The sequence below is a fragment of the Amycolatopsis sp. NPDC051373 genome, assembly GCF_040689465.1.
GTDB lineage: Bacteria > Actinomycetota > Actinomycetes > Mycobacteriales > Pseudonocardiaceae > Amycolatopsis.
The window spans coordinates 1-24,161 of sequence record NZ_JBFBAE010000018.1 but is presented as its reverse complement, the minus strand read 5'-3'; the positions used below and the strand labels follow the sequence as shown (position 1 = coordinate 24,161).

The window sequence follows — 24,161 nt, the reverse complement described above, 5'->3', positions numbered from 1 at the left end:
CTGCGGGTCGAGGGCTTGCGCATGAGATACGGCACCAACGACGTGCTCCACGGCGTCGACTTCAAGGCCTACCGCGGCGAAGTGCTCTGCCTGCTCGGGCCCAACGGCGCCGGCAAGACGACCACGATCGATCCTCGAGGGTTTCCGGATGCGGTCGGCGGGCGACGTCGAGGTGCTCGGCACCGATCCCGCGCGCGGCGGTGAGGACTGGCGGGCACGGCTGGGGGTCGTGCTCCAGTCCTGGCGAGACCACGGGAAATGGCGCGTGCGCGAACTGCTGACGCACCTCGGCGAGTACTACGCGCCCTACTCGACCGACACGATCCGCCGCCCGTGGGACACGCGCGAGCTGATCGACGCCGTCGGGCTCACCCCGCACGCGGACAAGAAGATCCGGCAGCTCTCCGGCGGGCAGCGGCGCCGCCTCGACGTCGCGATCGGCATCGTCGGCCGGCCCGAACTGCTCTTCCTCGACGAACCGACAGCGGGCTTCGACCCCGAGGCGCGGCGCGAGTTCCACGACCTCGTGCACCGCCTGACCGACGACGAGGACACCACGATCCTGCTCACCACCCACGACCTCGACGAGGCCGAGAAGCTGGCCGACCGGATCCTCATTCTCAACGGCGGCCGGATCGTCGCCGACGGTTCCGCCGACGAGCTCAGCCGCCGGATCTCCGGCGAGGCCGAGGTGCGCTGGTCCGTCGACGGGCAGCACTTCGTGCACTCCACCACGGAGGCCACGAAGTACGTATTCGAGCTCTTCAAGCAGCACGGCGAGGCCGTGGCCGACCTGGAAGTCCGCCGCGCGTCCCTGGAGGACACCTACATGACCCTGGTGCACCGCGCCGAGGCCGGACTCGTGGAAGCGGGTGTGTGATGACTGCGATGACCACGCCGATGGCGTTCGCCGCGGCCGCGAAGCGAAGGGCCCTGCGCACCGGGTTGCGCCGCGGGCTGACCGAGTTCCGCCAGCAGTGGACCAACCGCGACGACGTGCTCGGCCAGGTGGTCTGGCTGGTCCTGATCCTGACCACGCTGTTCTTCATGCGCAACGCGCACCTGCCCGGCACGTCGTTCTCGCTGGGCACCGCGACCGTGCCGAGCGTGCTCGGCGCCGGGATCGTGTTCAACGGCCTCTCGGGCGCGGCCGGCCAGCTCGTGATCGACCGCGAGGACGGCACGCTGCTGCGCGCCAAGGCCACGCCCAACGGCATGCTCGGCTACCTCCTCGGCAAGATCGTGTCGCTCTCGCTCATGCAGGTGGCCGGCCTGGTCGTGGTGCTGGTGCCGTGCCTGTTCCTGTTCTCCGGGCTGGCCGCGGACGGCGTGTGGTCGTGGCTCGACCTGATCTGGGTCTTGGTGCTCAGGCTCCTGGCCACGCTGCCGCTGGGCGCCGCGATCGGCTCGCTCATCCGCGACCCGCGGGCGATGGCCCTGGTCATGCTGCCGGTCACGGGCCTGACCGCGATCTCCGGCATCTTCTACCCGATCACGGCCCTGCCGGTCTGGGTGCAGGGCATCGCCCAGGTGTTCCCGATGTACTGGCTCGGCCTCGGCATGCGCTCGGCGCTGCTGCCGGACTCGGCCGTGGCGGTGGAGATCGGGCAGTCGTGGCGGCCCTGGTGGACCCTCGGCGTGCTGGTCGTGTGGGCCGTGATCGGATTGGCGCTGGCCCCGGTGCTGCTGCGGCGCATGGCGCGGCGGGAATCCGGGTCGTCGGTGGCCGAACGACGGGAGAGGGCACTGCAGCGTGTGTGATCCGCGGTGAGCGAGAACGTCTACAACCGCATCGCGGTGCTGCGCGCCGAACGCGGGATCTCGCGCCGGCAGCTGGCCGACGCGCTCGGCGTGCACTACCAGACGATCGGGTACCTGGAACGCGGCGAGTACAGCCCGAGCCTCCACCTGGCCCTGCGCATCGCGGAGTTCTTCGAGGTGGCCGTGGAGGTGCTCTTCTCCACCGAGCCGTTCCCGCGGATCGGCGACCGGTCGGCGTAGAACGGATGGGGTGACCGCCCACCTGCACGCCGCCGAGGACTTCATCGACCGCCTCTCGCCGGAGGCCAACCGTTACAAGGCCTCCGGCGAGCCCGACGTCGTGAGCTGGACTCGGCCGCGGCGCAACCACACGCAGTGCGCCTCGTTCCAGACCCAGCTGCTCAAGCACGTCTACGACTGGGCCGACGACGAGTTCTTCACCACCCACTTCCGCTCGGTGAGCCCGCCTTCGCGCACGTACCGGTGGGTCTTCGAACAGCAGCAGGTGCCGCACTTCGCACGCGTGGACGCCGTCGCCGATCTGCGCCCCGGCGATCTCGTGGTGATCGACTACGGGCACCGCCGGCCGACGAACACGGGGCACATCGCGCTGGTGCGGGGCACTCCCGTCGTGGACGAGGACAAGTCGTACGTCGTGCCCGTGGCCGATTGCACCGCCGACCCGCACGGCACGTCACCGGACTTCCCCGACAGCCGCTCCCCCACAGGTCAGGGCGCCGGTTACGGGCACCTGGTCTTGCACGCGTCGCCGGATACGGGCGGGTTCGCGGGTTACGCGTGGAGCGTCACGGCCCAGCGGTCCCACCGCGTGGCCGAGCGGCCGATCGTGGCCGTGCGCGTGGTCTGAGACGTCACCTTGACGCGGGCTCGCACGCCCGTGAGAGTGAGTGGCGAACCACGCGTCGGCAGGTGGAGGAACCCGGTGAGAGTCCGGGACGGTCCCGCCACTGTGACCCGGAGTGATCCGGGGAGCCAGGAACTCCCGCCGGCGCGCGACCGACGACCCGGGGCGCGGACACCCCGAGTGAGGAACGCCGTGATCCTGCTGCTGTCCACTTCGGACACCGATCTGCTCAGCGCCCGGGCTTCACAGGGTGAGTTCCGGCTCGCGAACCCGGCCCGGCTCGACGTCTCGGACCTGCCGGGGCTGCTGGACGGCGCGCCGATCGTCGTGGTCCGAATCCTGGGCACGCCGCGGTCGTGGCAGGAGGGCCTGGACACGCTGCGTGCCTCGGGCTCGCACGTGGTGGTGCTGGGCGGTGAGCAGACGCCGGACGCGGAGCTGATGAAGCTCTCCACCGTGCCGGCGGGCATCGCGGCCGAGGCGCACGCGTACCTCGCGCAGGGCGGGCCGGAGAACCTCACGCAGTTGCACCGGTTCCTGTCCGACACGCTGCTGCTGACCGGCGACGGCTTCGAGCCGCCCGCGCAGCTGCCGTCGTGGGGGGTGCTGGAGCGCGCTTCTTCGGGTCCGGCGGACGGCCCGGTCGTCGGGATCCTCTACTACCGCGCGCACCACCTGTCCGGGAACACCGGGTTCGTCCACGCGCTGGCCGACGCGATCGAGGCCGCGGGCGGGCGCGCGCTGCCGATCCACTGCGCGTCGCTGCGCAACCGCGAGCCGGAGATGATGGCCGAGCTGGGTCGTGCCGACGCGCTGCTGGTCACGGTGCTGGCGGCGGGCGGCACGCGGCCCTCGGAGGCCGGCGCGGGGGGCGACGACGAGGCGTGGGACGTCGCCGAGATGGCGGGGCTCGACATCCCGATCCTGCAGGCGCTGTGCCTCACCAGCGACCGCGCGACGTGGTCGTCGAGCGACGAGGGCCTGTCGCCGCTGGACGCGGGCAACCAGATGGCCGTGCCGGAGTTCGACGGCCGGCTGATCACGGTGCCGTTCTCCTTCAAGGAGTTCGACGAAGACGGCCTGCCGCGCTATGTCGCCGACGCCGAGCGCGCTTCGCGGGTGGCCGGGATCGCGCTGGCGCACGCGCGGCTGCGCCACACGCCTCCCGCGTCGCGGCGCATCGCGCTGATGCTCTCGGCGTACCCGACGAAGCACTCGCGGGTGGGCAACGCCGTGGGGCTGGACACGCCGGCGTCGGCGATCAAGCTGCTGCGGCTCATGCGTTCGCAGGGTTACGACCTGGGCGCCGACGCGTTCCCCGGCGTCGAGCCGACGGGCACCGACCAGCCGGACGGCGACGCGTTGATCCACGCGCTGATCGCCGCCGGCGGGCAGGACCCGGAGTGGCTGACGGAGGAACAGCTCTCGGGCAACCCGATCCGGGTCCCCGCGGCGCGGTACCGCTCGTGGTTCACCGAGTTGCCCGCGGAGCTGCGCGAGGCGATGGAGCAGCACTGGGGTCCGGCACCGGGCTCGCTCTATGTCGACACATCGGCAAATCCCGAGGGCGACATCGTCCTGGCGTCGCTCCAGTCGGGCAACGTCGTGATCATGATCCAGCCGCCGCGCGGGTTCGGCGAAAACCCCGTGGCGATCTACCACAACCCGGACCTGCCGCCGAGCCACCACTACCTCGCCGCGTACCGCTGGCTGGAGGAGGAGTTCGGCGCGCACGCCGTGGTGCACCTGGGCAAACACGGTTCGCTGGAGTGGCTGCCGGGCAAGACGGCGGGCCTGTCGGCGTCCTGCGCGCCCGACGCCGTTTTGGGCAACCTGCCGCTGATCTACCCGTTCCTCATCAACGACCCGGGCGAGGGCGCGCAGGCGAAACGGCGGGCGCACGCCACGATCGTCGACCACCTGATCCCGCCGATGGCGCGGGCCGAGTCCTACGGTGACCTCGCGCGGCTCGAGCAGCTGATGGACGAGCACGCGAACATCGCCGCGATGGACCCGGCCAAACTGCCGGCCATCCGCGCCCAGATCTGGACGCTGATCCAGGCGGCGAAGCTCGACCACGACCTGGGTGTCGCCGAGCGCCCGCACGACGTGGAGTTCGACGACTTCCTGCTGCACATCGACGGCTGGCTCTGCGAGGTGAAGGACGCGCAGATCCGCGACGGCCTGCACATCCTCGGTGAGGCCCCCGTCGGCGAGGCGCGCGTGAACCTCGTGCTGGCGATGCTGCGGGCCCAGCAGATGTGGGGCGGCAAACAGGGGGCGGTGCCGGGGCTGCGTTCGGCGTTGGGGCTGAAGGAGAACTCCGACGCCTCGCTGTCCGAAGTGGACGCGATCGAGACCACGGCGCGGTCGCTGGTGGTGGCGATGGAAACGCGTTCGTGGGCTGCGTCGGCCGCGCCCGCCGTGGTCTCTGAAGTTCTGGGCACCGCGGACGCGGAAGTTTCGCGGGTGCTGACGTTCGCGGCTTCCGAGATCGTCCCCCGGCTGGCGGGTACCTCGGGCGAGATTTCCGCGGTGCTGCACGCTCTCGACGGCGGTTACATCCCCGCGGGGCCCAGTGGTTCGCCGTTGCGCGGCTTGGTGAACGTGCTGCCGACCGGGCGGAACTTCTACACCGTCGACCCGAAGGCCATCCCGAGCCGCCTGGCGTGGGAGACCGGCCAGGCGCTGGCCGACTCGCTGCTGCGCCGCTACCGCGAGGACACCGGCTCGTGGCCGACGTCGGTGGGACTTTCGGTGTGGGGCACCTCGGCGATGCGCACCTCCGGCGACGACGCCGCGGAAGTGCTGGCGCTGCTGGGCGTGCAGCCGGTGTGGGACGAGGCTTCGCGGCGCGTCACCGGCCTGGAGGCCATTCCACTGGCCGAGCTGAGCCGCCCGCGCATCGACGTCACGGTGCGCATCAGCGGCTTCTTCCGCGACGCTTTCCCCCACGTGATCACTTTGCTGGACGACGCCGTCCGCCTGGTCGCGGGCTTGGCCGAGCCGGCTTCGGAGAACTTCGTCCGCGCCCACGTCTCCGCCGACTTGGCCACACACGGTGATGCCCGCCGCGCCACCACCCGCATCTTCGGCTCGAAACCCGGCGCCTACGGTGCCGGCCTGCTGCCCCTGATGGACTCCGGCAACTGGCGCGACGACAAGGACCTGGCGGAGGTGTACGCGGTGTGGGGTGGCTTCGCCTACGGCCGCGACCTCGACGGCCGCCCCGCGCGCGAGGACATGGAGCAGTCCTACCGGCGCATCGTCGTAGCCGCCAAGAACACCGACACGCGCGAACACGACATCGCCGACTCCGACGACTACTTCCAGTACCACGGCGGCATGATCGCCACCGTTCGCGCGCTGACGGGTTCCGCGCCCGCGTCGTACATCGGCGACAGCACCACCCCGGACGCCGTCCGCACCCGAACACTCGGAGAAGAGACGGCCCGCGTGTTCCGCGCCCGCGTGGTCAACCCGCGCTGGCTCTCGGCCATGCGCCGCCACGGCTACAAGGGCGCCTTCGAACTCGCCGCCACGGTCGATTATCTCTTCGGCTTCGACGCCACCGCCGGCGTCGTCGGCGACTGGATGTACGAGAAGCTGTCCGAGTCGTACGTGCTGGACGCCGAAAACCAGGACTTCCTGCGCCAGGCCAACCCGTGGGCCCTGCGCGGCATCATCGAGCGACTCACCGAAGCCGCCGACCGCGGCCTCTGGTCCGACCCGGACCCCGACCTGATGGCCCAGTTGCGCGACGTCTACCTCACCCTGGAAGGCGACCTCGAAGGCGAGTGACCACCCTCCCCCTCCCGGCGGCCCTCACCTACCGCGCCGCCGGGTCGGGCCGCCCCCGTGGTCCGCTGAGTAGCGTTAGATTCTCAGGGTGTCCGGCACCCCGCACAATCCTGTCGGCGACGCCGCTGTTCTGCGCGCCCTCCGCCAGATCGTGCCCGCAATGACCGATTCCAGGCATTCCTCGCGCTCGCGCCGCACTTTCCCCAGGCGTGCCCACATGACCGAACCCGTGCACCGCGGCCGCCGCGCTCCTGCGCTTTTCCCCGGAGGCGAAGCGACATGACCGAAACCGCACAGGTCTTCCACTACCCCGGCCGCGACGGCGCCGTTCTTGCCTGCCGCTCGCTGGGCGAGGGCCGTCCGCTGGTGCTGCTGCACGGATTCACGGCGACGGGTTCCCAGTGGCTCAACCAGGGCCCGGCGGCCTCACTGGCGGCGCGCGGCCACCGCGTCCTGGTGCCCGGCCTGCGCGGCCACGGCGCGAGCGCCCACCCGACCACCCCGGCGGCCTACCCGCCCGACGTCCTCACCGACGACATCTTCGCCCTGCTCGACACGCTTTCCCTCACCGACTACGACCTCGGCGGCTACTCCCTCGGCGCCCGCATCGTCGTGCGTCTCCTCGCCCGCGGCGCCCGGCCGGGCCGCGCCATCGTGGCGGCCCAAGGCCTGTCCGTCATCACGCGCACTGAGGCCGGCGACCAGAGCCGCCACATCCTCACCGCTCTGGCGAACGGCGAGCCCCTCGAGCCCGGCACCCCGGACGCCCGGGCCGCCCGCTGGATCACCGCCCTCGCCAATGACCCCCAGGCCCTGCTCCGCGTCCTGGACACCCACGTCCCGACTCCCGCCGCGGACCTGCCGCACATCCCCACCCCGACCCTGGTCACCGCCGGCGCCGACGACCCGCGCCGCGCCTCGGCCGAGGATCTCGCCGCCGTCTTGCCCCACGCCGAGTTCACCCTTGTGCCCGGCAACCACATCACCGCGCTCGGCACCCCGGAGTTCGCTGCCGCGCTCACGTCATTCCTCGCCCGACCGATCGCCTAGTCCCGGCGGGGTCCGGACCTGGCCCGGCGACCGCTTCCGCCGTGGCCTCAGCCGGTTGTCAGCAGCTTTCGCCACAGCCGGCAGCCCAAGCCCGCGCTGCGGCTTTCGACTTGCGTTTGCGGCCTTGCTCCCCGGGCAAACCGCTCCGTCTCCCCCGCGTGGCCAAGGCAGTCACCCGCGCAATGGCGCGCTGTCCGCGGTGGACCAACGGGGCGGTTGGTCCGCGTCCGGTCGGGGCGGCGCGTTGGGCCGCCAGGGTGAACACCGGGGGCCGATACCGACATTTCGCCCGTCGCGGCCCGCCGATCGTCGGGTGGCGGGTTGACTTCGTATTGGTCTAGTCCAATGCTGTAGCGCACCCCGCTCGTCAGCTGGAGGACAGATGCAACGAAGCAGACTGGCCGCCGTCGGGCTCGCCGCCGCCGCCGTGCTCGGGACAGCCGCGACCCTGGCCGCCACGGCCGACGCCCAGCCCGCGGCCGCCGCGGCCCTGAGCAACAACTGGTACGCCTCGGCGCCGTACCTCATGCCCGTGAGCAACAACCCGCCCGACCCGGTCACGGTGATGAACGCGACCGGGCAGAAGGCGTTCCAGCTGGCCTTCATCCTCGCCCCCGACGGCGGCGGCTGCAGCCCGACGTGGGACGGCAAGTCGGCGGTCTCGTCCGACACCGCGGTCGCCGGGGTCGTGAACCGCATCCGCGGCAACGGCGGCGACGTCTCGGTGTCCGTCGGCGGCTACGGCGGCACGAAGCTGGGCCAGACGTGCGGCACCGTCGACGCGACCGCCGCCGCCTACCAGCAGGTGGTGACGAAGTACGGCCTCAAGGCCATCGACTTCGACCTGGAAGAGCCCGAGTACGAGAACACCGCGGCGATCGCCAACGAGCTCGGCGCCGCGAAGAAGCTGCAGGCCGACAACCCGGGCCTGTTCGTGTCCGTCACGATGCCCGGCACGTCGGCCGGCACGGGCTGGTTCGGCACGCAGCTGCTCGACCAGGCCAAGTCCATCGGCTTCACACCCGACAACTTCTCGATCATGCCCTTCGACGGCGGCTTCAACGGCTCCTCGGCGCAAGTCTCCGCACTCGAGAACTTCCACGGCCTGCTGGAAAGCCACCTCGGCTGGGACAGCGCCACCGCGTACTCGCACGAGGGCTTCTCGGGCATGAACGGCCGCTCCGACAACGCGGAGATCTTCACCCTCGCCGACTTCCAGACCGTCTACGACTATGCGACCAGTCACCACCTCGGCCGCTTCACGTACTGGGCTGTCAACCGCGACCGCCCGTGCACCACCACGACCGACAACGCCGTGTGTTCCAACGTCACCCAGAACGACTGGGACTTCACCAAGTTCACCACCCGCTTCGCCGGCGCGACGCCGCCGCAGACCGGCCCGCCGACGACCCCGCCCACCAATCCGCCGGGCACCTGCACCGCGCCCGAGTGGCAGAAAGCCTCGGTCTACGTCGGTGGCAACTCCGTCTCCCACAACGCCCACAAGTGGACCGCCAAGTGGTGGACCCAGGGTGAAGAGCCCGGCGCAGGCGGCCCCGACGGGGTCTGGTCGGACAACGGCCCCTGCTGAGCGCTTTCCCGGTCCCCCCGGCTGCCGGGTGGTCCACGGTGAATCCACTGTGGACCACTCGGTGTTCCACGTTCGGCGGCAGGCTCAGGGGCGGATGCCGGGCAGGTGGGTGTTGGCGCGGCGGACCTCGGAGGCCAGCGCGGGCACCTCGACGACCTTGCGGCCCGCCGCGGCGAGGAGTTCGACGCCCTCGGCCTCGACGAACAGAGACGGCTCGCGCCAGGCGATGACGACGCGCGGGATGGGCGTTTCGAGGATCAGCTGCGTGCAGCTCTTCGGGTGGGACGCGCGGGAGCTGCACGGCTCGAGCGAGCTGTACATGGTCGCCGTGGCCAGGCTGGGGTCGTCGGCGCGGAGCTTGGCCAGGGCGGCTTCCTCGGCGTGGTTGTGCGGCTCGCCTTCGCCGGAGTGACCGGTGGCGAGCACGGTGCCGTCGGGCGCGGCGATGACGGCGCCGACGCGGAACGTCGAGCTGGGCGGGCATTCGTCCGCCAGCGCGATCGCCTGGCGCAGGCGCAGGACGTCGATCGGGGTGGGCTCGGCGGCCGCGCGGTAGTGGAGGACGGCGACGTTGCCGAGTTGACGCAGTTCGGCCAGCTCCAGCGGGCGCGGGAACGCGCCGGGGCCGAGAAAGCGCGGCGCGCGCGGGTCGCCGACCACCAGGGGCGCGATGGCGAGGCGCAGCTCGTCGGCGAGGCCGGCTTCGAGGAACTGCGTGTGGACGGCGCCGCCACCCTCCACCAGGAGCCGGCGGACGCCGCGTTCGCCGAGGTCGTCGAGGATGCGCTCGAGCCGGGGCGGGGTGCCGGCGTCGATGATCGTGGCGACGTCGCGCAGGCCGTCGACCGCGGCCGGCGGCGCGTAGACGAGCTTCGGCGCTTCGCCGACTGTGAAGAAGCGCGACGCCGGATCGAGCTTGCCGGTGCTCGTCACCGTCACCTTGATCGGCTGCTCCGGCCGCCCCGCCGCGACGCGCTCGCTGCGCAGCTCCGCCGAACGCACGAGCAGCCGCGGGTTGTCCGCGCGTACCGTGTTGGCGCCGACGAGGATCGCGTCGGCGTCGGCGCGCAGGCGGTCGACCTCGGCGAAATCGTCCTCATTGGACAGGATCAGCCGGGTGGTGCTCGCGTCGTCGAGATAGCCGTCCAGCGACTGGGCGGCGGACAACACGACATGGGGACGGCTGCTCATGCGGGTTGGACCGCGTACTGGCGGACGTACAGGTCGGTGTAGGTCACCGGCCCGCGCGGCCCGGGCACGCGGTCGAGGTTGATCCCGGTCTCGGGCACGGCCAGCAGCTTGAAGCCGTCGAGCAGCCGCGTCGGCGCGTTCCAGAAGACGCCCGTGCCGGTGTAGCCGTCGAAGAACGCGCCGGCCGCCGCCTCGTCCTCGGTGGCGATGCCCGCCGCGAGGCCCGACGTCCGCTCGTTGGCGATCTCCACGGCCTCGTCGAGCCCGCTCACGCGCTCGACCGTGACGGTCGCCTCGCGGTCGGAGTCCAGCGCCCACTCGTAGCCGATGGCGTGTTCGTGCGGCGCCAGCGACGGCGTCACCCCGCGCTCGGCCAGCGCGGCGGTGATCGACGGCCACACGGCGTCGTGCACGTCGTCGTGGACGAGCAGCAGGTTGAGCCGGTTGCACACGCCGAGCCGGTCGAGGCTCGCGGACACGAGGTCGCGCACCTTGCCGGCGTCGGCCGCCGCATCGACGTACAGCACGCCGCCGCCGTCCGCGTGGGCCAGCGTGCGCACGCCGTGCACGGCCGCCTCGGTGGCCAGCGCGCGCGTGCTGTCGCCGCTGCCGCGCAGGATCACCAGCGGCACCAGCCCGGGCAGCCGCACCAGCGCCGACGCGGCCTCCCGCTCGACGCGCGGCACCAGCTGCACCACGCTCGGGTCGATCCCGGCCTCGGCCAGCGCCGGCGCGATCACCGTGTCACGCAGCCGCTGGGCCGAGCCCAACGCCGCCGACCCGGTGCGCAGCACCCCGGCGTTGCGCGACTTCACCAGCTGCGACGCCACGTCGACCGTCACGTTCGGCCGCGCCTCGTAGTTCGCGCCGATGACGCCCACAGGACGGCGCCGCTCGATCAGCCGCAGCCCACCGTCCAATGTGGACACCTCGACGGACCGCTCCTGATGCGGCGCGCCGGCCAGCAGCCGCAGCTGCTCGGCCATGCCGTCGAGGCGCTCGGGCGTGATGGTGAGCCGGTCGAGCAGACCCGCGCTCATCCCGTCCTCGCGCGCCTTGGCGACGTCGGCCCGGTTGGCGTCGAGCACCTCCTCGCGGTGCGTCTGCAGGCGTTCGGCCATGCCTCGCAGCGCCGCGTCCACGGCCTCCTCGGTGGCCCTGGCCAGCGACGGCGCGGCCAGCTTCGCCGCTCGCGCGCACTCCTCGACGGCCTTCGCGACCTCGTCCATCGTCGTCTCCCTCCGCGCGTTCGGCAGAGGACCAGTTTGCCGCACCGCCCACATCCGGGGACGACTGGCTCAGCCCTCGGGACGCACCCTCACGCGACGACCGGCTCCAGGAGCCACAGCGCACCGGCCAGCAGGCAGCTCACCGTGAGCACCACGAACACCAGCACCCACAGCACGGCGGGCACCGCGGTGAGGCGGCTGAGCTGGTCGGCGTCAGAGTCGCGCGCCTGGCCGCGGTGGCGCTTGACCTGCAGCTCCACCACTGGCCGGACGCCCCCGAACAGCAGGAACCACGTCAGCAGGTACGCGAACGGCGCCTGCACCACGGGCGGCGCGACCAGCGCCACGAGCCCCAGCACGACCGCGCTCGCGACCACGGTGAACACGCCATAGGCGTTGCGCACCATGATCAGCACACCCAGCAGCAGCAACGCCACCAGCACCAGCACGGCCGTGATCAGGTCCTGCCCGACCAGGCTCGCGAACAGCAGACCCAGCACCGACGGCGCGACGTACCCGGCCAGCGCCGTGAACGCCATGCCCGGCCCCTCCGGCTTCCCGCGCGACACCGTGACGCCCGAGGTGTCCGAGTGCAGCTTGATCGAGCGCAACCGACGCCCGACCAGCACCGCGGCCAGCGCGTGGCCCGCCTCGTGCACGATGGTCACCACGTTGCGCGCGAACCGCCACGGCGTGCCGCCCGCCAGCACCACCAGCAACGCGACACCACCGGTGACCAGCGTGATCGCCGCCGGGGTGTTCGCCTGCGTGAGCGCCGCCTCGACGGCACCGGGCGCGCCGGCCGCACGCTCCCACCCACCAGCCACGGCTTGGCTGGTGACCACGGACGAGACGTCGAGCACACGCGAAATCACGCGCACACCTCACCACAAGCGACATCTGGCCACTGTTAGTGCCCGTCGCGCGGTGGGCCGACTGAGGTCGGTATGGGGTGGGTCACTTCATGGGGTCTCCCTTCTTCGTCTTCGACATCTGCTGGTTGGGGCGCAGGCCTCTACGGCGCCGTTGACCACCTCCTTCACTTGCCCGCCCACTCCTCGGCCAGGACCGAAGCTTGCGGCTCCGGCTCCGGCCCTGCTCCGGCTGCGGTTGCGGCTGCGGCTCCGGCTGCGGTTGCGGTTGAGGCTGCGGTTGCGGTTGCAGCTCCGGCTCCGGCTCCGGTCGCGGCTGCAGCTCCGGCTCCGGTTGCGCCTGCGGCTCCGGCTCCAGCTGCGGTTGGGCCTCCGGCTCCGGCTCCGGCTCCAGCTCCGGCTCCGGTTGCGCCTCCGGCTCCGGTTGCGGTTGCGGCTGCGGCTGCGGTTGCGCCCGCGGCTCCAGCTCCGGCTCCGGTTGCGCCTCCGGCTCCGGTTGCGGCTGCGGCTGCGGCTGCGGCTGCGGCTGCGACGCCCACCATCGCCCCCTGCCCGGCACCGGTCGCGCGGCAGGCTATGCCCGCAGAACGTGCCCGTAGGCAATCCCTGCGCCCGCACACCTTCGTCCGCTCGACTCAGCGCCCGCACGCCTTCCTCTCCCCCACTCAGCGTCCGCACACCTTCCTGCCCGGACTCAGCACGCACCGTTGGACCGCAACCGACGGGTCCCAGCCGACCGCGAGGAGCCAAGCCACCGCCGAGGCCGGCTCGGTAGTCACTGCCCTGAAGGGCGGCACCACCGCGGCCGGAGCGGCGCGTCCACGCGAGCCATTTCACAAGCCGCGGTCAGCCGGGTGAGCGCGGCGCCGGCGCGGGCGTCGCCGTGCGGCCGAGCCTGCGACCACCTCCTCGGTCGAGGAAGTCGCGTCGGGCTCTGGCGGGACGGCGTCGAGGGTGCCGCGGAACAGCAAGGCGATCCAGCTGCGGTAGGGGCGCCAGTCGTCAGCCAGGGGGATGAGTTCGGAGGCCGGGGTGGTGGCCGGGAGGCCGTACTCGTCGCGCATGGCTTCGTGGAGGCGGCCGTCGGCGCGGGGAAAGAGGTCGGGGTGCCCCGCGCCGCGCAAGAGGATCTGTTCGGCGGAGAAGGCGCCGATGCCGGGGATGGCGCGCAGGTGCGCGAGGGCGTCGGGAATGGGGAGCGCGCGCAGCTCGGCAGGGTCGAGGCGGCCGTCGGCGGTGGCTTGGGCGATGGAGCGCAGGCGGGCGACGCGGAAGTCGGCCAGGCCGTCCTCCGAGGCCAGCTCGGCCAGGACCGCGGGTGCGGGGAACGAGACCACTTGGTATTCGCCGACGTCGATGATGGCGCCGTAGCGTTCGGCGAGCTCCCGGCGTCGCCGGATGGCCGTGGTGAAGCGCATGCCTTGGGAGAGCACGGACCAGCAGGCGACTTCGTAGGGCGAGGAGAACAGCACGGGGCGCAAGCCCGGATGGGCGGCGCGCAAGCGGGCGGCGACGGAGTCGCGCAGGTCGATGTCGGGCAGGCCGGAGGCGTCGATGTCGAGGGAGAGCACGCGGCTCACCTGGCCCATCACGCGCGCGGCCAGGTCGATCGGCGCGGAGACCTCGACCTCCACCGTGCCGGGCGATCTCTGGCGGATGGCGGCGCCGGCGTGGGTCCAGACGCCGTCCACAGGAAAGGCCAACCGCAGCACGCCCGGCTCCGAGGCGGCGTCGGGCCGGACGGCCGGGCCGAAACCGGCCAGGTAGTGGCTCGCGGCGGACAGGTCGAACGGTCCGCGCACGGCGATCTCGCCGGTCGGCACGTCGATGGGCAGCAGGATCGGTGCGGTCATCGGGGGGTCCCTCCTCCGCGGGCTCCGGGGGTCGGAGAACCGTGGAAGCGACGTTAGGAAGGGAGGCCGACAATCCGGGGCCTCGAACGCCTGATCGGCGAGATCTTCACTCGATCGTGGAAGACAGGGCTTTGGCATACTGCCGGTATCCGAACCAGAAGGGAGCGAAACCGGTGGTAGAGCACCCAAAAGCGCAGGACCGTCTCGCCGATCTGCTCGACGCTCCGGCCAAGACCACGGACGCGGGCTACCTCGACGTCCTCGGCGACGCGCCCCAAGCCGGGCCCACCACGGGAATCACCCAACGCGTGATGCGAACCGCGCTGCTCCCCCAGGTCTACGAACGCTACTGGCGCCCCACGTTCGGCCGGCTGTTCAAGGGCCCGTTCGGCCCCAGCATGGCCGGCGAAGTCCGCCTCGCCACGGAACTCCTCGCGCTCGGGCCAGGTCGGGTCGTGCTCGACGTCGCCTGCGGCACCGGCCGGTTCACCCGCGCTTTCGGGGCAGCCGTGGGAAAAGAGGGCCTGGCCATCGGCCTCGACGGTGCGCCCTCGATGCTCACCCGCGCCGTCACCGAGACCGACGAAGACGGAGTCGCCTACCTCCGCGCCGACGCCGTCGAACCGCCCTTCGCACCCTCCACAGTGGACGCCATCTGCTGCTTCGCCGCCCTGCACATGTTCGCCGAGCCCGAACACGCGCTGGACTCGTTCGCGCGGATCCTGCGCCCCGGCGGCCGCGTCGTGCTGCTCACGAGCGCGCGCCGCGACTGGCAACCCGCGCGAGTCGTCGACACGGCGGGCGGGATCCTCAGCGGACAGCGGATGTTCGACCGCGGCGAGATCGCCGCCGCCTTGCGCGCCCGGGGTTTCCGCATCGTCGCCGAGCGGTTCGCGGGCGTCACCCAGATCGTCGCCGGCGAGCTGCCCGAGGCGAACTGATCCACTTTGTCGGTGCTCGGGGATAGCATCCCCGCATGACCGACGCCGCTCCCGTCCCACCCGACGACTCCCATCTGCGCGCCCTGGTCGAAGCCACGGCCGAAGCCGTCGCGGCCGCCGAACCCCTCGGCTCCGACCACACCGGAGCCGAGTCCGGCGTGCGGGCGGCCGTGGACCGAGAAGTGCGGGCTCGCGCCGACGAACTCGTTGCGCTGAGCCAAGACCTGCACGCCCACCCCGAGGAGGGCTTCACCGAACACCGCTCCGTCGGTGCGCTGGCGGAGCTCCTGCGCGCCCACGGCCACGAGGTCACCGTCGGCCTCGGCGGCCTCGACACCGCCCTGCGCGCGAGCACCCCGGACAACGGTGGCCCGCACATCGCCGTGCTGTCGGAGTACGACGCGCTACCCGGGCTCGGGCACGCGTGCGGGCACAACGTCATCTGCACCGCCGGCGCCGGCGGGTTCCTCGGCGCCGCGGCCGTGGCCGAGCAGGTCGGCGGACGCGTGTCCCTGATCGGCACGCCCGCCGAGGAAGGCGGCGGCGGCAAGGAGACGCTCGCGCGCGCCGGGGTGTTCGACGACGTCGACGCCGTGATCATGCTCCACCCGTTCAGCCACGACATCGCGCTGCACCCGTTCCTCGGCCGGCGGCAGCTGGAGATGGTGTTCCACGGCGTCGGGGCCCACGCGTCGGCGCAGCCGTTCATGGGGCGCAACGCGCTCGACGCCGCGGTGGCGGCCTACCAGGGCGTGTCGATGCTGCGCCAGCAACTGCCTTCGACCGACCGCGTGCACGGCGTCTTCACCGACGGCGGCGCCCGGCCCAACGTGATCCCCGAACGCGCCGCGCTCCTGTTCTACCTCCGCTCGGCCGACCCCGAGACGTTGCGCGACCTCGCGAAGCGGATGACCGCGATGGCCCACGGCGCCGCCGAAATGACGGGGTGCGGCGTGGAGCTCACGTGGGACTCGCAGCCGGCGTACCTGCCGATCCGCTTCAACACCACGCTCGCCGGGCGCTGGTCGGCGAACCAGGCCGACACGGGCCGCAAACCGCTGCCGCCGGGCATCGTGCCGGAGTTCCTCACCGGGTCCACGGATCTGGGCAATTTGTCGTACCGGATGCCCGCACTGCACCCCATGATCGCCGTCTCCGGACCGACGGTTGCCTTGCACACCAAGGAGTTCGCCGAAGCCGCCGGCTCACCTTCGGGCGACAAGGCCGTGGTCGACGGCGCGCTCGGCCTCGCGCTCACGGCCGCCGACTACCTCGCCGACGCGACGCTGCGCCAAGCCGTGCACGACGAATTCGAAGCCTCGGGAGGTGCGCTCGACGTCCCGAAGTTCTTCGACTGAAAGCCACCGAACCAGGCTGAGGAACGCCTGAGGATTCTCAGCTGATTCTTCTCAGCAAAGCCGAAGGGATTTCCACAGGGTTCTCACAACCACGGCCGCGAACCTGGTGTCATGACCGAGAACGAGAGTCGGCCCGGCCCCGCCTCACCCGGTGGGCACCAGCCGCACCAGACCTACCCGATCGCTGCTCAGCAGAACGCCCAGCAGCACACCCCGCCGCAGTACGGCCCGTACGCCCAGTACGGGCAGTACCGCCACCAGCAGCAGGCCGCGCCGAACCCGCTCTTCACGCAGCAGCCGCAGGCTCAGCCGGCCACGCAGCCGAAGCGACGGGGCGGCAGGCTCGCCGCCGTCGTCGGCGCGACCGCGCTCGCCGCGGCGCTCGTCGGCGGTGGCGCCGGTGCGGCGATCGTCGGGCTGACCACCACGTCGGTGGCCTCGCCCGCGTCGTCCTCCGCGGTCGCCGGGCAGACGGTCAGCAACACGACCTCCACCGGCGACGTCAGCACCGTCGCGGCGAAGGTCCTGCCGAGCGTCGTGCAGGTCAACGTGGACACCGGCCAGGGCGAGGCCATCGGCTCGGGCGTCATCCTGACCTCCGACGGCCGGATCCTCACCAACGCCCACGTGGTCGACGGCGCGGTCGGCGAAGTCACGATCACGACGTCCGACGGCAAGAAGTACCAGGCCAGCGTGGTCGGCGCCGACACCAAGGGCGACATCGCGGTGCTCCAGGCCAAGGGCGCCAGCGGCCTGACCGCCGCCACCCTCGGCGATTCGAGCAAGCTCGTGGTCGGCCAGGAAGTGATCGCCATCGGCTCGCCGGGCGGGCTGCAGAACACCGTGACCACCGGCATCGTCAGCGCGCTGAACCGGCCGCTGTCCGACGTCGGCGGGGGCGAGCAGCAGCAGCAGTCGCCGTTCAGCCGTACGTCCAACCAGGCGGACAACGGCCCCAGCTACACCGCGATCCAGACCGACGCCTCGATCAACCAGGGCAACTCCGGCGGCGCGCTCGTCGACGCCCAGGGCCAGGTCATCGGCATCAACTCCGCCCTCTACAGCCCGTCGGCCAACTCCGCGGGCAGCGTCGGGATCGGCTTCGCGATCCCGGTCAACGACGCCAAGACGATCGTCGACCAGATCGTCAACGGCTGACGCAGTCGCGGACGGACCGCGGTCGGGGCGGCCCGTCCGATTTCCTCGCTCGAATCGCCGGCAGCGGGGAACCACGGTGAAAGCCGCTCTCCCAGGGTTTCGGGGCCTTGGGAGAGCGGCTTTCACGCTGCCGGGAGCTCGTAGGTCAGCGTGAACGCGTGGTTGCCGGCCTCATCCTGCGCGATCGCGGCGAAGCCGGAGATGCCGGTGAGCTCTCCTGATCCGGAGCCCGCGAGGATCAGCAGCGACAGGCATTCGTCACCAGCCGCGTGGCGCAGTACGAACGAACCCTTGTTCCCGTCGACGGACACCGACAGCCGCTCGAAGGCGACATATGCGCGCGAAGTGGCGTTCGAGGCCGTCAGCATCTCGACGGTGCTGGTGCCCTCCACCGCACCCGCGAACGTCTTGGCGATGGTCACCCGCGCGAACTCGGTGCCACCCGTCTCGTCCTGGGCTTGCGGCTCCCACTTGTCGAGCTCGAACGTGGCGGTCGCGGTGCTGGTCATGGCTGGATCCTTCCGATCGTGAGCCCTCAGCCTGCCCGCCATACCTGCCAGGTTGTGTCAGGTATTTTTCATCGCCGGCGGTTGCCGAACAGCCCCCGCGTGATCTCGCGCCCCAACGCGGACGCGGCCGAGCGCATGAAGGACTTCACCGCCGGGTTGCTCATCGCCTGCGAGATCAGCCCGGGGTCCTCCTTCTCGGCTTTCCCAGCAGGAGCCGGTGCAGGGGCCGGGGTCTCGGCGACAGGCGGCGCGTCCGCCGGCGCCGCGACCCGAGCCGCCAGCTTCTCGTACGCCGACTCGCGGTCGATCGTCTCCGAGTACTTCGCGTGCAGGTCCGACGACGCCACCGCCGCGGCCACCGCCCCGTCCCCGACCGAGCCCATCTTCGACCGCGGCGCCCGCAGCCGCGTCCACGCGACCGGTGTCGGCGCGCCCCGCTCGGACAGCACCGTGACGACCGCTTCCCCGATCCCGAGTGACGTCAGCGCCGTCTCGAGGTCGTAGTACGGCGTCTTCGGGTACGTCTTCACCGTCCTGGCCAGGGCTTTCTGGTCGTCCGGCGTGAACGCCCGCAGCGCGTGCTGCACCCGCGCGCCCAGCTGCGACAGCACCGCGTTGGGGATGTCCGTGGGCAGCTGCGTGCAGAAGAACACGCCGACGCCCTTCGACCGGATCAGTTTCACCGTCTGCTCGATGCGCTCCAGGAACGCCTTCGACGCGTCGTCGAACAACAGGTGCGCTTCGTCGAAGAAGAACACCAGCTTCGGCTTGTCGAGGTCGCCCTCCTCGGGCAGCTCCTCGAACAGCTCGGCCAGCAGCCACATCAGGAACGTCGAGAACAACGCCGGCTTCGACTGCAGGTCGTCCAGCTCCAGCAGCGTCACCACGCCTTTGCCGTCGGCCTGGAGCATGAGGTCGTGGACGTCGAGCTCGGGCTCGCCGAAGAAGTCCTCGCCGCCCTGGGCCTCCAGATTGGACAGTGCGCGCAGGATCACCCCGGCCGTCGCCGCGGAGACCCCGCCGATGCCCTTGAGGTCGGCCTTGCCCTCGTCGCTGGTCAGGTGCGTGATCACCGATCGCAGGTCCTTCGTGTCGAGCAGCGCCAGTCCTCGCTGGTCGGCCCAGTGGAAGATCAGGCCGAGCGTCGACTCCTGCGTCTCGTTCAAGCCCAGCACCTTGGACAGCAGCACCGGGCCGAAGCTCGTGATCGTGGCCCGGATCGGCGAGCCCTTCCCGCCGGTACCCAGCGAGAGGAATTGCACCGGGCTCGCGGCCGGCGCCCAGTCGTCACCCAGCTCCTGCGCGCGTTTCGTGAGCTTGTCGTTGGCTTCACCCGCCGCCGACAGGCCCGAAAGGTCGCCCTTCACGTCGGCCAGCACCACCGGCACGCCGGCGGCGGAGAGCTGCTCCGAGATCAGCTGCAACGTCTTCGTCTTGCCGGCGCCGGTCGCACCCGCCACCAGACCGTGGCGGTTCAGCGTGGCCAGCGGCAGCCGCACGGCCGCGGCCGCCTCGGTCCGTCCGTCGATCACCACGGCACCCAGCTCCACCGCGGCGCCCTCACTCACGTAACCCTGCGCGATCTCCGCCGCAGGCCCCGACCCCTGCTCGGCCACTGGCTGCACCCCGTTCCGAGTCCGAAATCACACTCTTTCACCTGGCTGCCCGAGCGTAACGCGCCGAATGCGCAGGTAACCCGGCTGACATCCCCGTGTCGGGTTAGGGTTGTCCGGGTGACCGACCACCTAGTCTGGATCGACTGCGAGATGACGGGGCTCGACCTCGGCAAAGACGCGTTGATCGAAATAGCCGCCCTCGTGACCGACGCCGACCTCAACGTCCTCGGTGAGGGAGTCGACATCGTCATCCACACCGACGACACCACGCTCGACGGCATGCCGCAGGTGGTCCACGACATGCACGCCAAGTCCGGGCTCACCGAAGAGGTCCGCGCCTCCGCGGTGACGCTCGCCGAAGCCGAGCAACGCGTGCTCGACTACATCCGCGAGCACGTCCCCGACCCCGGCACGGCCCCGCTGGCAGGCAACTCCATCGCCACCGACCGCGGCTTCATCTCCCGCGACATGCCGGCGCTCGACAGCCACCTGCACTACCGCATGGTCGACGTCTCGTCGGTAAAGGAACTCGTCCGGCGCTGGTACCCGCGGATCTACTACGCGAAGCCGGAGAAGGGCCTCGCCCACCGCGCCCTCGCCGACATCAAGGAATCCATCGGCGAGCTCGACTACTACCGCAACGTCGCCTTCGTCCCGCAACCCGGGCCGACCAGCGAACAAGCCAAAGCCGCGGCCGCCGAAGTGCAGGAACGCCACCAAAGCTGACCCGGTGAAAACTCGTCGCGAGGGCACGCTACGATATTCCGCAGCAAGGTGATCGCGACGATCCCTCGCAGATGGTGGGCGTAGCTCAGCTGGTAGAGCACCTGGTTGTGGTCCAGGAGGTCGCGGGTTCGAAACCCGTCGCTCACCCCATTACCCCAGTTTGGTCGGTCCTGGTGGGACCTTCCCCGGACTGGGGTTTCGCCTTTTTTCTGGGGGTCGAACCCCCAGACCCCCGCCGGGGGACACCCCGGACCCCCATCCGGCGTGGTCGCCTCGGATCCCCCGGGTTGCTGTCCCGCCTGGTTTCCGGGATCCCTGTCCGATGTGGTTGCCCGGGTTGCTGTCCCGTTTGGGTGCCGGTGGGCACGGTGAGGGGTTTCTTGGTCGGAGGCCCGGGGGTCCTTTGTGGAGGGTCAGGAGTAGAGGAGGGCGTCGCGGAGGGTGGTCAGGAGGGCGAGCAGGAGGGCGGTTGGGGGGCGGCGGGCGGGGCGGGTGCCGGCGCCGCGACCCAGGCGGGCGAGTTGTTGTTGGTGCCAGGAGGAGTTGAGCAGGTCGTCGAGGAGTTTGTGGCCGACTTTGGGGGTGGGGGCAGCGCTGTGGGTGGCGGGGTCGGTCAGGAGACGGTGGGGGAAGGTCGGGTCGTGGGTGATCGGGCGGGCCAGGCCGACGAGGTCCACGGAGCCGGAGGTGACGGCCTCGGCCATGGCGGCGTGGGAGCGGAAGCCTCCGGTGAGCATGAGGGGGATCGTGAGCTCGCGGGCGAAGTGGTCGGCGAAGTCGTGGAAGTAGGCCTCGCGGGCGCGGGTTGAGGCGCGTTCGGGCGTGCCGTCGACGACGGCGATGCTTTCGTAGGTGCCACCTGAGACTTCGAGGAGGTCGACGCCTTCCTGTTCCAGGGCTTGGGCGACCACGAGGGCGTCCTCGGGGGCGAATCCGCCGCGTTGGAAGTCGGCGGAGTTGAGCTTGACCGACAGGATGAACGACGGCGGCGCGCCGGCGCGGATCGCGCGGACGACCTGCAGAAGGAAGCGCATCCGGTTCTCCAGCGGACCGCCCCAGCGGTCGTCGCGGCGGTTGACGAGCGGGGACAGGAACTGGTTGAGCAGATAGCCATGCGCGGCATGGAGCTGCACGCCGGCGAAGCCCGCTTCGGCCGCGACGTGGGCGGCGGTCGCGAAGCGCTGGACGAGCGCGACGACTTCCACGTCCGACAGCGCTCGCGGTCGCCGAAACAGCCACTTGCCCAGGTCCAAAGGCACAGCTGACGGGGCGACGACGTCCTGCTGCCGCCCGGCGAGTTTGAGGCCGCGCATCGACTGCCGGCCGGCGTGCGAGAGCTGCAGCAGCAACTTGGCCTCGGTGCCGACGGTCGCGGCGGCCCATCGGCGCAGCTCGGGGAGGTGGCGGGCGTCTTCGATCACGACATTGCGCTGAGCCTCCAGCGCCGAGCCGTCGACCATGACGTTTCCGCTGATCAACAGGCCGGCACCGGAGTGCGCGAGCCGCCGGTAGGCCTCCGTGAGCTGCCGCGACGGCGCGCCGCGCCGGTCGGCCAGGTGCTCACTGGTCGCGGCCTTCGCGAGCCGATTGGCCAGGACGGCGCCGTTGGGCAGCGTGAGCGGGGTGGCGAGGATGTTCTCCTGTACGTCGTACATGAGACCAGAGTGACCTGTACGACGTACAGTTGTCAACGGCCGGTTCACCACGTTGGCGGCCCCACAACGGCCCCCGATCTGTCAGACTGACCCGAACGCGCAGCTAGGAGCCCTCCGGCCGCCGCGGCGGCTAGCCGCGCGCGGTTAACGGGACCCCCCTGAAACGCGGCTTGAACAGCCTGCTAATCTTTTCCACGTCGCCGAGGGAAACCAAAGCGGCGGGCAGCACCAAGCGCCATTAGCTCAATTGGCAGAGCAGCTGGCTCTTAACCAGCGGGTTCGGGGTTCGAGTCCCTGATGGCGCACCCTCACTCCCCAGGTTCGGACCACTTCCGACCTGGGGATTTGTGTTATGCGGAAGAGGTTCTTCCATTTCTCCACCGTCCTTTATGGTCAGTTGCGAGCCCGAGGCGAGCCCGAGACTGCGAGCCGACTGTCGAGGGATGATCGCGGCCGTCGCTTCGGCTGCTGCGAAGGCCACCTGAGGCAGCACACTGGTGTAGGTGTCAGAGGTGATGGTGATCGACGAGTGCCGCAGCATGTGCTGGACAACCTTCATTTCCACGCCCGCTGCCAGGGCCAGCGTCGCCGCCCCGTGCCGAAGGTCATGCAGCCGGATCGGTGGCAGCCCGGCCCGTGCGACGAGCTCGTAGAACGCTTCTGTCACCTCCGCCGGGTGCAACGGACTGCCATCCGGTCGGGTGAATGTGAGATCGTGCTCGTGCCAATCGCTCCCGAGCCGTGCCTTGTCCGCGTCCTGGATCGCCAGGTGCCGCTGGAGCACCAGCACCGAGTCCGCGTCCAAAGCGACAACACCCTCGGAACTGGTCGTCTTCGGCTTGGTCTGAGCCGTCTCCCAGCCCCACTGCACGATCTGATTCGTCACGTTCAGCGTGCCGGCCACCAAGTCGGTCTCCGAGCGCCGCTGCCCACACGCCTCGCCGCGCCGGAGCCCCACGTGCGCAATCACGTGGAGCAAGGGATACAGCGGATGGTTCATCGCGAAGTCCAGGAAGCACCCGGTCTGCTCCGGAGTCCACACCATCACCGGCCCAGGCTTCGCCCCGGTGCGTCGCCACAGCGCAACTCGCTCCGGAGTCCACACCAGAGGCTTCGGCCGCGCCAACGCCGGAAGTTCGACGAGCTTGGCCACGTTCACCAGTAGCAGGCCCTCTTTGACCGCAGGACTCAGCACCGTCTTCAACGTCCCGTTGATCTTGTTGATCGACGTCGGTCCCACCGGCCGCTGCCACTTCACCGCTGCGATCTTCGCTGGGTCGCCGCTCTGCCGGAACTCGGCGATCCGCTCGTTGTGTTCCAGGATCGCTTCGTACATCGAATCCAAGTGCCTTACCCGCAGTTTGCGATGCTTGATCCGGCCCAGATGCGGACGCAGGTAGAGCCGGTCGTGCGATTCGTAGGACCGGTAGGTGTTCCGCGCCAACTTGCCGAGACTTACGGCCGTCTGCTTCGCCGCCAGGAACGCCACCAGAACCTCCGCCATGAGCGGATCGTCGGCGACGTCGGCACCGATCTTGACCAACCGCTTCGTCTCTTCGACGTCCGGCAGCTTGGTCTTTCTCGCGATCGCCTCGGCGATCGAGTCGCCGATCTTCCGGCGAGTCTCCTCGTCGTCTTCTTCCGGGAGCGCCAGAAGATCACGGACCCGATCCAGCTGGTCCTGTGCCTTGGTGGCGGTTTCGAATCCGGTGCGACGACGCGGTCGGCGGGTGCCGTTCTCGTCCGGGGGCAGTTCGATCCGGAAGGCCCATTGCCCGTGTCGACTGTTCTTCAGCTTGGGGCAAGCTGCCCCACGCTCCCGCCCCGTTTCGTCTCGGCACGAGCATCGCCGGTACGTGCTTCCTAGGGCGTGTCCTCAAAGCCAGAGGAGCAGGGTGGCAAGGTCGATCATGCCTCGGTAGGAAAGGGCGGTCTTGTCGAAGCGGGTGGCGATGGCACGGAACTGCTTGAGACGGTTGAAGCAG

18 protein-coding genes, 2 tRNA genes, 3 pseudogenes and 1 riboswitch are annotated in these 24,161 nt (G+C 70.8%); of the genes and pseudogenes, 14 read left to right on the top strand and 9 right to left on the bottom strand.

Translation table 11 applies throughout. From position 1 onward, the window contains the following. Positions 1 to 21 precede the first annotated feature (21 nt). The 7 genes and pseudogenes from AB0383_RS30175 to AB0383_RS30145 all read left to right on the top strand — a co-directional run bounded on the left by AB0383_RS30175 (position 22) and on the right by AB0383_RS30145 (position 9,068). A pseudogene (locus AB0383_RS30175) lies at positions 22 to 880 on the top strand (ABC transporter ATP-binding protein). Beyond that, the gene (locus AB0383_RS30170; RefSeq protein WP_366189151.1) at positions 880 to 1,761 is read left to right on the top strand and encodes an ABC transporter permease; all 882 of its coding nucleotides are present in this window, start codon (positions 880 to 882) and stop codon (positions 1,759 to 1,761) included. Before AB0383_RS30175 ends, AB0383_RS30170 begins: the two are co-directional and overlap by 1 nt. 6 nt (positions 1,762 to 1,767) lie before the next feature. Further along, on the top strand, positions 1,768 to 2,001 hold the full coding sequence (locus tag AB0383_RS30165; protein ID WP_364178509.1) for a helix-turn-helix transcriptional regulator: 234 nt from the start codon (positions 1,768 to 1,770) through the stop codon (positions 1,999 to 2,001). Positions 2,002 to 2,011: 10 nt separating this feature from the next. After that, positions 2,012 to 2,629: a hypothetical protein gene (locus AB0383_RS30160; protein ID WP_364178507.1), complete on the top strand. Its 618-nt coding sequence runs from the start codon at positions 2,012 to 2,014 to the stop codon at positions 2,627 to 2,629. A 65-nt stretch (positions 2,630 to 2,694) separates the two neighbouring features. Beyond that, a riboswitch (cobalamin riboswitch) is annotated at positions 2,695 to 2,764 on the top strand. Between the two features lie 54 nt (positions 2,765 to 2,818). Further along, positions 2,819 to 6,427 carry a cobaltochelatase subunit CobN gene (gene cobN / locus AB0383_RS30155; RefSeq protein WP_366189236.1) on the top strand — a complete coding sequence of 1,203 codons (3,609 nt, stop codon included), beginning with the start codon at positions 2,819 to 2,821 and terminating at the stop codon, positions 6,425 to 6,427. A 279-nt stretch (positions 6,428 to 6,706) separates the two neighbouring features. Beyond that, positions 6,707 to 7,477, top strand: coding sequence for an alpha/beta hydrolase (locus AB0383_RS30150; RefSeq protein WP_366189150.1), 771 nt, complete (start codon positions 6,707 to 6,709; stop codon positions 7,475 to 7,477). Between the two features lie 382 nt (positions 7,478 to 7,859). After that, complete coding sequence (locus AB0383_RS30145) at positions 7,860 to 9,068, top strand: chitinase (RefSeq protein ID WP_366189149.1); 1,209 nt, start codon at positions 7,860 to 7,862, stop codon at positions 9,066 to 9,068. 84 nt (positions 9,069 to 9,152) lie between these two features. Here AB0383_RS30145 and AB0383_RS30140 read toward each other — a convergent pair whose 3' ends face one another. The 4 genes from AB0383_RS30140 to AB0383_RS30125 all read right to left on the bottom strand — a co-directional run bounded on the left by AB0383_RS30140 (position 9,153) and on the right by AB0383_RS30125 (position 14,213). After that, positions 9,153 to 10,259, bottom strand: a complete 1,107-nt coding sequence (locus tag AB0383_RS30140; RefSeq protein ID WP_366189148.1) for a dihydrofolate reductase family protein — start codon at positions 10,257 to 10,259, stop codon at positions 9,153 to 9,155. Then, positions 10,256 to 11,488: an aldehyde dehydrogenase family protein gene (locus tag AB0383_RS30135; protein ID WP_366189147.1), complete on the bottom strand. Its 1,233-nt coding sequence runs from the start codon at positions 11,486 to 11,488 to the stop codon at positions 10,256 to 10,258. Before AB0383_RS30135 ends, AB0383_RS30140 begins: the two co-directional genes overlap by 4 nt. Before the next feature lie 89 nt (positions 11,489 to 11,577). Continuing rightward, positions 11,578 to 12,234, bottom strand: a complete 657-nt coding sequence (locus tag AB0383_RS30130) for a M50 family metallopeptidase (RefSeq protein WP_366189235.1) — start codon at positions 12,232 to 12,234, stop codon at positions 11,578 to 11,580. Positions 12,235 to 13,193: 959 nt separating this feature from the next. Next, positions 13,194 to 14,213, bottom strand: a complete 1,020-nt coding sequence (locus AB0383_RS30125; RefSeq protein WP_366189146.1) for a hypothetical protein — start codon at positions 14,211 to 14,213, stop codon at positions 13,194 to 13,196. Between the two features lie 173 nt (positions 14,214 to 14,386). On the opposite strand from AB0383_RS30125, the gene AB0383_RS30120 reads away from it, so the two are divergent. The 3 genes from AB0383_RS30120 (at position 14,387) to AB0383_RS30110 (ending at position 17,670) form a co-directional block, all read left to right on the top strand. Continuing rightward, the gene (locus AB0383_RS30120) at positions 14,387 to 15,154 is read left to right on the top strand and encodes a methyltransferase domain-containing protein (RefSeq protein WP_366189145.1); all 768 of its coding nucleotides are present in this window, start codon (positions 14,387 to 14,389) and stop codon (positions 15,152 to 15,154) included. 35 nt (positions 15,155 to 15,189) lie between these two features. Beyond that, a complete protein-coding gene (locus AB0383_RS30115) occupies positions 15,190 to 16,512 on the top strand; it encodes a M20 family metallopeptidase (protein ID WP_366189144.1) in 1,323 nt (440 codons plus the stop codon). Between the two features lie 111 nt (positions 16,513 to 16,623). Continuing rightward, positions 16,624 to 17,670 carry a trypsin-like peptidase domain-containing protein gene (locus AB0383_RS30110; protein WP_366189143.1) on the top strand — a complete coding sequence of 349 codons (1,047 nt, stop codon included), beginning with the start codon at positions 16,624 to 16,626 and terminating at the stop codon, positions 17,668 to 17,670. Between the two features lie 122 nt (positions 17,671 to 17,792). Here the strand turns inward: AB0383_RS30110 and AB0383_RS30105 are convergent, their stop codons facing one another. Both AB0383_RS30105 and AB0383_RS30100 read right to left on the bottom strand, forming a co-directional pair. Then, entirely contained in the window at positions 17,793 to 18,179 is a 387-nt protein-coding gene (locus AB0383_RS30105; protein WP_366189142.1) for a DUF3224 domain-containing protein, read from the bottom strand. A gap of 68 nt (positions 18,180 to 18,247) precedes the next feature. After that, positions 18,248 to 19,795 (bottom strand): helicase HerA-like domain-containing protein, encoded by a 1,548-nt coding sequence (locus tag AB0383_RS30100; protein ID WP_366189141.1) that lies wholly within the window; start codon positions 19,793 to 19,795, stop codon positions 18,248 to 18,250. A gap of 117 nt (positions 19,796 to 19,912) precedes the next feature. Between AB0383_RS30100 and orn the strand changes: the two genes are divergently transcribed. Both orn and AB0383_RS30090 read left to right on the top strand, forming a co-directional pair. Beyond that, a complete protein-coding gene (gene orn, locus AB0383_RS30095) occupies positions 19,913 to 20,521 on the top strand; it encodes an oligoribonuclease (RefSeq protein WP_220243189.1) in 609 nt (202 codons plus the stop codon). A 74-nt stretch (positions 20,522 to 20,595) separates the two neighbouring features. Further along, positions 20,596 to 20,671 (top strand) — tRNA-His (locus AB0383_RS30090). Positions 20,672 to 20,934: 263 nt separating this feature from the next. On the opposite strand, the gene AB0383_RS30085 is transcribed toward AB0383_RS30090, so the two are convergent. After that, positions 20,935 to 22,176, bottom strand: a complete 1,242-nt coding sequence (locus AB0383_RS30085) for an NADH:flavin oxidoreductase/NADH oxidase family protein (RefSeq protein ID WP_366189140.1) — start codon at positions 22,174 to 22,176, stop codon at positions 20,935 to 20,937. A 232-nt stretch (positions 22,177 to 22,408) separates the two neighbouring features. Between AB0383_RS30085 and AB0383_RS30080 the strand changes: the two genes are divergently transcribed. Beyond that, positions 22,409 to 22,481, top strand: a tRNA-Lys gene (locus AB0383_RS30080). Positions 22,482 to 22,675: 194 nt separating this feature from the next. Here the strand turns inward: AB0383_RS30080 and AB0383_RS30075 are convergent. Next, positions 22,676 to 23,176, bottom strand: a pseudogene (locus AB0383_RS30075) (tyrosine-type recombinase/integrase); the annotation flags it as partial. A gap of 345 nt (positions 23,177 to 23,521) precedes the next feature. Between AB0383_RS30075 and AB0383_RS30070 the strand changes: the two are divergent. Then, on the top strand, positions 23,522 to 24,043 hold the full coding sequence (locus AB0383_RS30070; protein WP_366189139.1) for a hypothetical protein: 522 nt from the start codon (positions 23,522 to 23,524) through the stop codon (positions 24,041 to 24,043). A 9-nt stretch (positions 24,044 to 24,052) separates the two neighbouring features. Here AB0383_RS30070 and AB0383_RS30065 read toward each other — a convergent pair. Next, positions 24,053 to 24,161 (bottom strand): annotated as a pseudogene (locus AB0383_RS30065) (IS5/IS1182 family transposase); the annotation flags it as partial.